Annotated in this window: 12 protein-coding genes; all 12 read left to right on the plus strand. The window is 53.8% G+C overall.

The genetic code is table 11. The annotated features are described in order from the left end of the window. Positions 1–12 precede the first annotated feature (12 nt). On the plus strand, positions 13–1,224 hold the full coding sequence (yqfD, locus tag BLP91_RS11660; RefSeq protein WP_143003543.1) for a sporulation protein YqfD: 1,212 nt from the start codon (positions 13–15) through the stop codon (positions 1,222–1,224). Positions 1,225–1,229: 5 nt separating this feature from the next. After that, positions 1,230–2,192 carry a PhoH family protein gene (locus BLP91_RS11665; protein ID WP_425412217.1) on the plus strand — a complete coding sequence of 321 codons (963 nt, stop codon included), beginning with the start codon at positions 1,230–1,232 and terminating at the stop codon, positions 2,190–2,192. A gap of 21 nt (positions 2,193–2,213) precedes the next feature. Further along, positions 2,214–4,355 (plus strand): HD family phosphohydrolase, encoded by a 2,142-nt coding sequence (locus BLP91_RS11670; RefSeq protein ID WP_091571213.1) that lies wholly within the window; start codon positions 2,214–2,216, stop codon positions 4,353–4,355. Then, positions 4,352–4,819, plus strand: coding sequence for an rRNA maturation RNase YbeY (gene ybeY / locus BLP91_RS11675; protein ID WP_091571216.1), 468 nt, complete (start codon positions 4,352–4,354; stop codon positions 4,817–4,819). Before BLP91_RS11670 ends, ybeY begins: the two co-directional genes overlap by 4 nt. An 11-nt stretch (positions 4,820–4,830) precedes the next feature. Next, positions 4,831–5,520, plus strand: coding sequence for a diacylglycerol kinase (locus BLP91_RS11680; protein ID WP_091571219.1), 690 nt, complete (start codon positions 4,831–4,833; stop codon positions 5,518–5,520). Between the two features lie 92 nt (positions 5,521–5,612). After that, positions 5,613–6,023, plus strand: a complete 411-nt coding sequence (locus BLP91_RS11685) for a cytidine deaminase (protein ID WP_091571222.1) — start codon at positions 5,613–5,615, stop codon at positions 6,021–6,023. Next, positions 6,004–6,906: a GTPase Era gene (gene era, locus BLP91_RS11690; RefSeq protein WP_091571224.1), complete on the plus strand. Its 903-nt coding sequence runs from the start codon at positions 6,004–6,006 to the stop codon at positions 6,904–6,906. The genes BLP91_RS11685 and era overlap by 20 nt, the downstream gene beginning before the upstream one ends. A gap of 104 nt (positions 6,907–7,010) precedes the next feature. Further along, the gene (locus tag BLP91_RS11695; protein ID WP_091571227.1) at positions 7,011–7,154 is read left to right on the plus strand and encodes a YqzL family protein; all 144 of its coding nucleotides are present in this window, start codon (positions 7,011–7,013) and stop codon (positions 7,152–7,154) included. 12 nt (positions 7,155–7,166) lie between these two features. Continuing rightward, entirely contained in the window at positions 7,167–7,922 is a 756-nt protein-coding gene (gene recO / locus BLP91_RS11700; RefSeq protein WP_091571230.1) for a DNA repair protein RecO, read from the plus strand. Between the two features lie 616 nt (positions 7,923–8,538). After that, positions 8,539–9,426 carry a glycine--tRNA ligase subunit alpha gene (gene glyQ / locus BLP91_RS11705; RefSeq protein WP_091571313.1) on the plus strand — a complete coding sequence of 296 codons (888 nt, stop codon included), beginning with the start codon at positions 8,539–8,541 and terminating at the stop codon, positions 9,424–9,426. Further along, entirely contained in the window at positions 9,419–11,509 is a 2,091-nt protein-coding gene (gene glyS / locus BLP91_RS11710) for a glycine--tRNA ligase subunit beta (protein ID WP_091571233.1), read from the plus strand. The genes glyQ and glyS overlap by 8 nt, the downstream gene beginning before the upstream one ends. A gap of 137 nt (positions 11,510–11,646) precedes the next feature. Continuing rightward, on the plus strand, positions 11,647–12,306 hold the full coding sequence (gene ccpN / locus BLP91_RS11715) for a transcriptional regulator CcpN (protein WP_091571236.1): 660 nt from the start codon (positions 11,647–11,649) through the stop codon (positions 12,304–12,306). Positions 12,307–12,319: the final 13 nt, after the last annotated feature.

Raw genomic sequence — 12,319 nt, forward strand, 5'->3', positions numbered from 1 at the left:
GGGAGAGGTCGGGTGCTACAAAAAAACAGGTGGCCACAAAATGTAAAAGGGACACTGCAAATGGAGCTGACGGGACCGGAATTAGCCCGTTTTATCAACGAAGCGGTGCGGGAGCAGCTGGAGATCAGCCAGATCACTTGGATCTCTGAAGAAAAAATTCGATTGTCGATCCCCGTTCCCGATTACTTTCGCATAAAACCCGTGTTGAAACGAACTGGGACCAAGGGGCGAATCCTCAGCAAAAAGGGTCTTCCCTTTTGGTTGATGCGCCTTCGCAAACGTCAGTTCTTTCTCTGGGGACTCCTGCTCTTTTTTGTCTTGCTCTATCTGTTGACGTCGGTACTCTGGTCGGTGGAAGTGGAGGGAAACGAAACGGTTCCCACCAAAGAGATCGTTCGCTTGCTTAAAAAAGAGGGGGTCTTCGTCGGGCAGCTAAAGCATCGCATCCCGGATAACGAAGAGATTCAGTACCGGTTACAAGCCCAGCTGCCCCAGGTTTCCTGGGTGGGTTTCCGTGTAGAAGGAACGCGGGCAACGGTAACTGTGGTGGAGAAAAAAAGAGTGGATGAACGGGAACAAGGGGAAAAGGATGGGCCCGTCAACCTGGTAGCCAAACGGGCGGCAATGATTTACGATATGAACGTGGTACGGGGACGACCGGTGGTCGAGGTGAATGATTCCGTTAAAAAAGGCCAATTGTTGGTCTCTGGAAGATACGGCAACCCGGATGATCCGGACAGTGGGAAGCTGGCAGGGGCGAAGGGAAAAGTGTTCGGGGAGGTCTGGTATGAATCCAAGGTGACGGTTCCTTTGCAGCAAAAACGGAAAGTATATACGGGACGCCGGGAAACGGCCCGGTTTCCATTTTTAGCTTCCCGGGTGGTCCGCCTCCCCTTTTTGTTTCCTGAGACCTTCTCCCGTTATGAAACGATCCAACAGGTGCAAACCCTCCGGTTTCGGGATTGGGAGCTGCCCTTTGGATGGGTGGAGGAGGAACGTCTGGAAATGGAGTGGGTCTCTTATAAACTGACCGCAAAAGAAGCGATCCAACTGGGGAAAGAGCGCGCTCGGGAGGATCTGTTGCTGAAGTTGGGCAAGGACGGCCGCATCCTGGGGGAAAAAGTTTTGCACCCTCACGTTGAGCGTGGTAAAGTTGTTATGAAGATCCATTTCGATGTAGTGGAAAATATTGCTGTTCAACAACCGATTTTGCAAGGAGAATGAGCCATTTGCAAGAACAGGATAAAATGATCAAAATTCGTTTGCGCGATGCCAATGAGGCTCTCAGCCTGTTTGGACCCCAGGATGGGTTTTTGCGAATGATTCAGGATCATACCCCCGCCAAAATCGTGTCCCGCGGTGAAGAGGTGGCCATTTTCGGCTCCCCTGATGAGCTGGAAGTGCTTGGCCACCTGTTTCGTGTGTTGCTCTCGTTGATACGCAAGGGCGTGAAGTTGACCGAACGGGATATCGTCTATGCGGAGCGGTTAGCCCGGCAAGGTTTGGCCGACGAATTGCTGGAGCTGTACGATGAAGAGATCGGCAGCACCCATAAGGGAAAACCGGTCCGGGTGAAAACCTTGGGCCAGCGTCACTATGTATCCGCTATCCAGAAGTCCGATATTGTCTTCGGGATCGGTCCAGCCGGAACGGGTAAAACCTTTTTAGCCGTGGCACTGGCCGTTACCGCGTTGAAAAACAACCGCGTGAAGCGCATCGTGTTAACTCGTCCCGCAGTGGAAGCCGGTGAAAATCTCGGTTTTCTTCCGGGGGACCTGCAGGAGAAAGTGGATCCTTATCTTCGGCCACTTTACGACAGCCTTTATACCATGTTGGGCGTGGAGCAGGTAAACAAACTGATGGAGCGGGGCATGATCGAAGTGGCCCCCCTCGCCTATATGCGTGGCCGCACCCTGGAAGATTCTTTTGTGATTCTGGATGAAGCGCAGAACACCACCAACGAACAGATGAAGATGTTTTTGACCCGACTGGGATTTGGATCCAAGATGGTCGTCACCGGAGATGTGACCCAAGTGGATCTGCCAAAAGGCAAAAAGCCTGGCTTGAAAGAGGCGGAGCGGATTCTCGGTTCCGTCGAGGAAATTCAGTTTGTCTACCTGACCCAGGCCGATGTGGTTCGCCATACGCTGGTGCAAAAGGTGATCGACGCTTATGCGGAAGCGGAAGAGTGACCCGTTAAGGAGTCGGTTGATATGAAGGCAGGGACACAACCTCCCCCACGCCCCTCTCATCATCGGTTTCGATTGCCGGATCGCTGGAAAAACAGTCGGCGAGTCCGGCTTTTGCTGTACGTGGGGTTGGGGATTTTTTGTTATCTTTTGTTATTGGAACAAGTATTTCCCCAGCAGATCTCCGATCTGTCACCGGGGAAAGTGGCCAGTGAGACGATCGTCTCACCGGTGACGAAGGTAGACCAGGTCGCCACGGATCAGGCCCGGGAACAAGCGGCCCAATCCGTCGGCAAACAGTACCGGATCGATGAACAGTTGACGGAACGGCAAGTCACCCGACTGGATACGTTGTTTGATCGGATCCGCAAAACATTGTCCGACTCCTCTCTCAACGATGAAGAGAAAAAGAAGCAGCTGAAGGAAATTCTTCCCCATAACTTGTCGGATTCCTTCTACGAAAGCGTGGTGGGTGTCGGCAAGGGAGAATGGACAGAGATGCGTATCTTGAGCCGTGAGGCTTTGCAACAGATTCTGCTGGAAGGGGTTCGTAAGGAAGAGCTGGAGAAGATGCGGGGGCGGGTGGATCAAGCTTTGGTCACCTCTTCCCTCGGCAGCCAGGCCCGGTTGGTGGTACGGGAACTGACCCGCCACATGATCGTTCCCAATGAATTTTATGATAAAGAACGGACGGAAAAATTAAAGGAAGCAGCTCGGGAGAGCGTCGATCCGGTTCCGATCAAAAAAGGGGAAGCGATTGTTAATGCCGGTGAAATCGTCACGAAGGAACAGTACCGCAACTTGAAGAACCTCGGATTTTTGCGGGAAAATGTGACACTTGCCCCGTATATTGGGATGGCCTGTCTGATCGCCTTGTTTTTGTGTCTGTTGGCGGTCTTTGTCCGCCAGTTTCGGCCGGATGTATACAGGAACAATATCAAGACGACGATGCTTTTGTCCGTCTTTCTGTTGACTCTGTTGGGCATGAAGGTGGTCAGCCTGGGGCAGAATCTGGAATATAGCACGGTGGGGTACTTGGCGCCGGCGGCCTTGGGGACGATGCTGATCGCGCTGCTCCTCGATCTATCCCTCGCGCTGTGGAGCAGTGTGTTGTTTGGCATCTTTGCAGCGATGTTTTTTAATGGCGATAATCAGGTTTTGTTTGATTTCCGCTACGGACTGGTAGCTCTGGTCAGTGGGACGGCGGCGGCTTTATCCCTCGCCGGCGTTCGCAACCGATTATCGATTTTCCGCGCGGGACTGATATCCTCTGCGGCCAGCGTGATCACCATCGTCGCCTTGTATGTCTTGGTGCCTGTGGATGGAAATTGGACGGTTCTGCTCCAATCCATCGGCTTCGGAGCCGCTAGCGGCATCTTTTCCGCTGTTTTAACGATTGGCTTTTTGCAACACTTTGAGACGTTGTTTGATATGTTGTCACCGCTTCGTCTCTTGGAACTGTCCAATCCCAATCATCCCTTGCTGCGCAAATTGCTGATCGAAACACCGGGCACCTACCACCATTCTGTCATTGTCGGCAATTTGGCGGAAGCGGCAGCTGAAGCGATCGGCGCCGATGGACTTTTGTGTCGGGTGGGGGCTTATTATCACGATTTGGGGAAGACAAAACGGCCCCAGTTTTTCATCGAAAATCAGCTCCATACGGATAATCCTCATGACAAGCTGTCGCCCAATTTGAGCAAGAGCATCATTATTTCCCATGCCCGGGACGGCTACGAAATCCTACGGAAACATAATATCCCCACCCCGATCTGCGATATTGCCGCTCAACACCACGGGACCACTTTGCTCAAATATTTTTATCACAAAGCTCGTGAGCAATGCGACGGGACGGAGGTACTGGAGGCCGATTACCGCTATCCCGGCCCCAAAGCCCAGTTTAAAGAGGCGGCGATTGTAGGGATTGCCGACAGCGTGGAAGCTGCAGTCCGCTCTTTGGCTCGTCCCACTCCGGAACGGGTGGAAAACATGGTGCGAAAAATTATCCGGGATCGGTTGGAAGATGGTCAGTTTAACGAGTGTGACCTGACTTTGAAGGAATTGGACTTGATTGCCCGATCCATATGTGAAACGCTGCAGGGAATCTTTCATTCCCGTATCAAATATCCCGATGAAAAGCAGGGGAAAGGGGTGAATTCTGTGTGAATCTGAACGTCGAACTGGAAGTTCGTTCCCATCTGGAACAGCTGCCATCCGCGCTTCTCACATTGATGGAACAATGCCTTGCCGAAGCAGCGGAAATGGAGGAACTGCCTGATTCAGAGGTGTCGGTCACCATCGTGGACGATGGGGAAATCCACCGCTTAAATAAGGAATATCGCCAGGTGGACCGTCCGACGGATGTGTTATCCTTCCCACAGTGGGATCCGGAGGAAGAGTGGAATCTGGATGCAGCCGTTCCCATTCCCTTAGGAGATATCGTCATCTCTTTTCCCCGGGCCCAGGAACAGGCGCAGGCCTACAACCATTCCTTGGAACGGGAGCTGGGTTTTTTAGCGGTTCACGGCTTTCTGCATTTGCTCGGTTATGACCACGGGAATAAACAGGCGGAACGGGAAATGTTTTCCCGTCAGGAAGAAATCCTCTCCCGTGCCGGCCTGAAGAGATAGAGGTGAAGGGCATGTGGTTTTCCAAGGTGTTGGCCAGTTTTCGCTACGCCCTGGAAGGTCTGAAAGTTACCCTGGTCACCCAACGAAACATGCGGATCCACTTTTTGGCCGCGTTGGGTGTGTTGTTGCTCAGTCTCTATCTACCCCTGAGCAAATTGGAAGTGTTGCTACTGTTTGTCTGTATTTTGCTGGTTTTGGTAGCGGAGTTGTTTAATACGGCGGTGGAAGCGGTGATTGATATGATTACCGACGAGTTCCATCCCCTGGCCAAAGTGGCCAAGGATGTGGCTGCCGGCGCTGTGATGCTTAGTGCCGGGATGGCGGTGGTGGTGGGGGTTAGCATTTTTTATCCCTACTTGGATATTTTGTCCCTTCAGGTGTTTGAGCAAGCTCCCCATCCGCCCAATGTAGGATTGGCTGCATTGATCGCCTTCCACTTCTTTTTAACCCTGTCGCTTAAGGGGTTGGTCAATCGACTGGGACGACCGGATTGGGAGCCCAGTATGACGACGTCCCTGGCCAGTTTGATCGCCGCCTCGCTGTTGATCATGACCGCCAATCTGTTGATCGCGATACTGGTGCTTTTGCTGACGGGGTTGCTAGTTGGGACACGACTGCGGATCAAGACAAGAAAACGGCCCGTTATTTTGGGGACCATTTTAGGGATTGTCGTAGCCGTGGCAGGCTTTTGGTTCATATAGAACTTGCGTTCCGCTATCCAATTGAAGACGAGGGAAAACGACTTTGTGCCGCACCACAGGGTGAATCAGATATTGATGGGGGGAGTTGAAAGATGAACAAGGAGCAATTGATCGAACAGGCCAAAAAGGGGAGAGAGCGGGCCTACGTCCCCTATTCCACGTTTCCGGTGGGGGCGGCCGCCCTCGCTCAGGACGGCAGGGTTTTTACCGGTTGCAATGTTGAGAACGCCTCCTATGGTTTAAGCAACTGTGCGGAGCGGACGGCTTTGTTTAAGGGGATCTCGGAAGGGGTGGACCGCTTTTCCGCCATCGCGGTGGTGGCGAACACCGAGAGGCCGGTCTCCCCCTGCGGCGCCTGTCGCCAGGTGATGGCGGAGCTGTGTACACCGGCAACCCCTGTCTATCTGGCCAACCTGAAGGGGGCGGTCCAAGAGACGACGGTGGGGGAGCTGTTACCCGGTGCCTTTGACAAGGAGGATCTCAATGAAGGAGCCAGTGTTTAAATCCGGATTTGTCGCTTTGATCGGTCGGCCCAACGTGGGCAAGTCCACCCTGTTGAATCATGTGTTGGGACGAAAAGTGGCGATTATGTCCGACAAACCTCAAACCACGCGGAACCAGATCCGGGGAGTTTACACCACAGATACGGAGCAGGTGGTTTTTCTCGACACCCCGGGCATTCACAAGCCCAAGTCCCGTCTCGGTGACTGGATGGTAAAGTCCGCCCGGGATACCTTCGCGGAAGTGGATGTGATCCTTTTTCTCGTTGACGCCAAAGAAGGGATGGGGGGAGGCGACCGCTATATCATGGAGCAGCTGGAGGGGATCCGGACACCGGTGTTCCTGGTTGTGAACAAGATCGATCAGGTTCACCCCGACCAACTGCTTCCCTTGATCGACAGTTACAGGAAGCAGTTCCAGTTTCAGGAGGTGGTTCCTATCTCCGCTCTGCAGGGAAATAACACTTCCACCTTGCTGAAACTGATAGTGAAGGAGCTGCCCGAGGGTCCGGCTTATTATCCTAGTGAACATGTAACCGACCATCCGGAACAGTTTGTGATTGGGGAACTGATCCGGGAGAAGGTGCTTCATCTCACCCGGGAAGAGGTGCCCCATTCCGTGGCGGTGGTAGTGGAAGAGATGGAACAGGAAGAAGAGAATCAGATCTATGTGCGGGCGACGATCTACACCGAACGCCCCTCGCAGAAGGGGATTTTGATCGGCAAGCAGGGGGGGATGTTGAAAGAGGTGGGACGCCGCGCCCGGGAAGAGATTCAAGGGCTGTTGGGAAGCCGAGTCTATCTGGATCTGTGGGTTAAAGTGAAGCGGGATTGGCGTAACGAGGCCTTGATGCTGAAGGAATTCGGCTATCGCGATGATGATTGAGCAGTGGAAAGTTTTTTCTTTGCCGAGAAGGTTATACTCCGGTGCTGGTAGGTCATCCTAACCGTTAGATAGACACCATTCGCCTGGCGGAAAGGATGAGTTGGTTGCGCGACTTTTCCTGGAACTGTTTTGCAGTGACCGGCAGTATTGACGCGTACCTGTTGTACACCGATATGAAGACGAAGACGCTTGCCGAATGGAAAGATCAGAGACAGCCACAGAAGCAAAAAGAGGAGACGAAGGTTTAAGGGGAATCGCCGATGTTGGAAAAGGTGGAAGGGATTGTTCTCCGGACCCGGGATTACGGAGAGAGCAACAAAGTGGTCATCCTGTTTACCCGGGAACAAGGAAAGCTAGCCGCCATGGCCCGAGGAGCAAAAAAACCGAAAAGCCGATTAGGCGGGGCGACCCAGCCCTTTACCATGGGACAGTATCTCTGCTTCATCGGTTCGGGCATGGCCACGGTTTCCCAAGCTGATATTCTGGAGTCCCACCATCCGCTTCGTTTCGATCTGATTCTCGCCTCTTACGCATCCTATCTTACGGAATTTCTGGACAGAATGACAGTAGAAAAAGAGCCGGCACCGGCGCTGTACGAGTTACTCCTCTCCACCTTCGAGATGATGGAAGATGGCGTAGACCCAGATATCCTCGCCCGCATCTTTGAACTGAAGGTGCTGGAGACGGCGGGATATCGGCCGGTGTTGGACGGGTGCATGGTATGTGGGGCCACGGACCGTCCTGTCAAGTTCAGCGTTCGGCAGGGCGGATTCCTTTGCCTCCATTGTGCGGACCGGGATCCCCGGGCCCTTTCTCTTTCGCCTGCTGCTGCCCGAATTATCAAAACCTTGCAGCGGGTCACCCCAGATCGTCTGGGTAACGTACAGGTGAAAGAGGAGACCAAACAGCAGCTGGAGCGGGCGCTCCGCTCCTTTGTCGATGAATATGTGGATGTGCGGCTAAAGTCCAGGGATTTTCTCGATCGGGTTCGACGAGACTGGTCAGAGGAGAGCTAAAGGTGTTGTGAAAAGCGCGAGCGGCAGCATTTATCCGAAGCCGCTCCGACTGCTGTCTTACAAAGGTGTGGGAACTGCCTGCCCATTATCCTGCTTCGGGCAGGGGCAAAGCCGGGATGGCTGTGGATTCGAAGATGTGAGTTTGTATGCTGATTTTCCGCTAGGGAGAACAGCATCCTTTTCTTCGGGCGTCAGCCCATCGGTCCGTGAGTGCAAAGTCGCTCTTTCGGGTTAACGCTTCCTCTCGTATCGGACCTGCCATGAATCACAACGTTTCTAAAGCCCGTTAATTGAAGTGTGTGCCTGTTAATTACGGTCCGTAAAATTGACAAAGGAATTTCGCTTTGGTATAACTACTCTAGTTAATCATATCGTTTGCGCGATGAGGGAAAGGAGTAGCCGATCCATTTGTGTCAGCGAGCCGGGGATGGTGAGAGCCCGGTCACAAATCCGGCGAAGGGCGTTCCGTAGCGCATGGGTTCAAGCAAGGGGGCTCGCCGATTGGATGCCGGCGGGCCAAGTAGGGTGGAACCGCGGGAAACCTCCCGTCCCTATGGAGAGGCCCTCCATTGGGGTGGAAGGTTTTTTATATTGCAGAGAATTTGAGGTGGGAACCGTGAATATCCAGGACATCATCCTGAAATTGCAGACGTACTGGAGTGCCCAGGGTTGTGTGCTGGCTCAGCCTTATGATGTGGAAAAAGGGGCGGGAACGATGAATCCCATGACCTTTCTCCGCTGTCTTGGCCCGGAGCCCTGGAACGTGGCCTATGTGGAACCTTCTCGGCGGCCGTCGGATGGCCGTTACGGAGAAAACCCCAACCGGGTTTATCAGCATCACCAGTTTCAGGTGATTATGAAGCCCTCTCCGGACAACATCCAGGATCTGTACTTGGACAGTTTGAAGGAACTGGGCATCAACCCCTTGGAACATGATATCCGGTTTGTGGAGGACAACTGGGAGAACCCGGCGATGGGCGCGGCCGGTCTCGGATGGGAAGTCTGGCTGGATGGTATGGAAGTGACCCAGTTTACCTATTTCCAACAAATCGGAGGACAGGATGCGGATCCGGTTTCCGTGGAATTAACCTACGGTCTGGAACGATTGGCTTCCTATATCCAGGATAAAGAAAATATCTACGATCTGACCTGGGTAGACGGGGTTAGTTACGGAGACATCTTTAAACAGCCGGAGTACGAGCATTCCAAATACTCCTTTGAAGTATCGGAGACAGAAAAGCTGTTCCGCTGGTTTGACGATTATGAACAGGAAGCGATGCGGGCCCTGGAAGAAAATCTGGTTTTCGCCGCTTACGATTATGTACTGAAGTGCTCCCACACTTTTAACCTACTCGATGCCCGGGGGGCGATCAGCGTGTCGGAACGGACAGGCTATCTGGCTCGTGTCCGCAAACTGGCCCGCCGCTCGGCGCAAAAATATGTAGAGGAAAGGGAGCGGCTCGGTTTCCCGATGCTGAAAGAGGGAGGGGTCCAACATGGCTGAACGGGATCTGTTGGTGGAGATTGGCCTGGAAGAGATGCCCGCCCGGTTTATTGAAGGCGGGATGAAGCAGTTGGAAGATAAGTTGACGGCTTGGTTGGATGAGAAACGGATCGGCCACGGTCTGGCCCGTACATATGCGACTCCTCGCCGCCTGGCTGTGGTCGTGGAGGCTGTAGCCGATCGGCAAACTGATGTGGAAGAAGAGGTGCGGGGTCCGGCGGAACGAATTGCCGTTGCAGAGGATGGCAGCTGGACCAAAGCCGCGCAAGGTTTTGCCCGTAAGCAGGGAATCTCTGTCGATCAGCTACAGTTGCAGGAGCATAAAGGGGAGAACTATGTCTTCGCCAAAAAGCATGAGAAGGGGCAAGAGACGTCCACCTTGTTGTACGAAGGGCTTGCGGAGGTTTTGGGCAGCATCCATTTTCCCAAATCGATGCGGTGGGGGAGCCGTCGAACCCGCTTTATCCGCCCGATCCGCTGGCTCGTCTGCCTGTATGGGGAAGACTCGGTTCCGGTAGAATGGGCGGGTGTGACAGCGGACAACCGCACTTGGGGACATCGCTTTCTCGGTGGAGAAACGCAACTGACGGCCCCCTCCGATTATGTGGGGGCTCTTCGCGAACAATCGGTTTGGGTCGATGTGGAAGAACGGCGGGAGGAAATCCGGAAGCAATTGCGACAGTTGGAGCAGCAACATGGATGGAACATCCCGGTGGATGAAAAGCTGTTGGATGAAGTGACCCACTTAGTGGAGATCCCCACTGCTTTTTACGGCACCTTTCACGAGAGCTTTCTGGAATTGCCGGCTGCGGTGTTGATCACCTCCATGCGGGAACACCAACGCTATTTCCCTGTGGAAAGCCGCGACGGTCAGCTGCTTCCCTATTTTGTCTCCGTGCGAAATGGAGACGACCGGTCGCTGGATAAGGTGGCTCAAGGGAACGAGAAAGTATTGAGCGCCCGTCTGGCCGACGCCCGATTCTTCTATGAAGAGGACCGAAAGCTTCCCATCGAAGAGGCCGTCCGGAAGTTGGACGATGTGGTCTACTTTGAGAATTTAGGTACCGTCGGGGATCAGGTGGAACGGATCCGGTATCTGGTCGCAGAATGGGCCCGGCGTCTGTCTCTAGATGAAGCGACCCGCGCGATCCTCTCCCGTGCAGCGGAAATCAGCAAGTTTGACCTGTCGACATTGATGGTGGACGAGTTCCCCGAACTGAGTGGGGTGATGGGAGCGGAATACGCGGCTAAAGCCGGCGAGCAAACGGAGGTGGCCCGGGCGGTTCTAGAACACCACTATCCCCGTTTCGCTGGTGATCGCTTACCGGAGGGAATCGTCGGCACATTGATCAGCCTGGCGGATAAGATGGACGCTGTGGTCTCCGCCTTTGCTGTTGGCATCCAGCCGACCGGCTCACAGGATCCCTATGGTTTACGCCGGCGCGCTTCCGGGGTAGTCCACATCCTGGCCGGCCGGGATCTGGGGAACTTGAGTCTGGATCGATTGCTGGATGACTGCCTCCAGCGTCTGGAGACAGACGACTGGTTGCAACGGGAGCAGCAGCAAGTAAAAGAGGAGCTGCTCCACTTCTTCCGTCTCCGGTTGAAAACCCTGTTGCAGGAGAAAGGAATCCGGTATGACGTAATCGATGCCGTCCTGGCGTCAGATATCGCCTATCCACAGTTGGTGCTGGAACGGGCGCAAGTGTTGACCGAGAATGTGGCGAAGGAGGAATTCAAATCCGTCGTGGAAGCCTTCAGCCGGGTGGCTAACTTGTCGGCCAAAGGGGATCCCGAGGCGAAAGTAAACGGAGACCTGTTGGATCTGTGGGCGGAACGGGAGCTCTACGCCGCGATCACCTCCGCTGCTCGCTCCTTCGCTTCGGCCGAGGAACAGCAGGATGCCCAGGGGATGTTTGAGGCGATCGCCCAATTGGCGCCAGTGATTCATCGCTTCTTCGACGATGTGTTGGTGATGGCAGAAGATAAAGCCACCCGCAATAATCGGTTATCCCTGTTGCGGGATATCGATCGGTTGACGCACCGCTTCGCCGACTTCAACAAAATTGTCTTTGCCTCGTAAGATAAAGGGCGGGTTTTAAACCCGTCCTTTCTTTTTTATGCCAGAGGGAAAATGGTTGCACAAACCGATGTCTCGATATAGTATATACTATATCAGGATTATTCGTTTTAAGTATGACATAATAATCGGGCTCGCCAATGCCAGGGGGGTGTAAACCAATCGAGCTGTCAGAACGCCAGGAGACCATCTTACGCATCGTAAAAGATGAAGGGCCGATTACCGGGGAGCATATCGCGGAAAAATTAAACTTAACCCGGGCGACGCTGCGTCCCGACCTGGCCATTCTCACCATGTCCGGTTTTCTGGAAGCCCGGCCGCGGGTGGGTTACTTTTATTCCGGAAAAACGGGAAATCAGCTGTTGGGGGAACACATTCGGAAGCTGACGGTCAAGGATCGCAAGTCCGTCCCCGTCGTCTGTCAGGAAGAGACGTCGGTCTATGATGCGATCTGCACCATGTTCCTGGAGGATGTGGGAACCCTGTTTGTAGTAAAAGAGGGAGGGGTCCTGGTCGGGGTGGTATCGCGAAAGGATCTTTTAAAAAGCTCCATGGGCAATCAGGATTTGCAGTCGATCCCGGTCGGCATTGTGATGAGCCGTATGCCCAATATTATTACCTGCAGTCCGGATGATACGTTGCTGAGCGCAGCGTCGAAGCTGATTTCCAGTCAAGTGGACGCGTTGCCTGTAGTCAAAGAGCGGGAAGGCGGTGACGACGGTCCGGAAGTGATCGGCCGAATCACCAAAACGACGGTAACCAAAGCATTTGTGGAACTGGGAGAAGGAGCAACTGTTTAAGTCAGGGAGGGAA

This window comes from Melghirimyces thermohalophilus (assembly GCF_900102685.1).
Taxonomy (GTDB): Bacteria; Bacillota; Bacilli; order Thermoactinomycetales; family DSM-45169; genus Melghirimyces; species Melghirimyces thermohalophilus.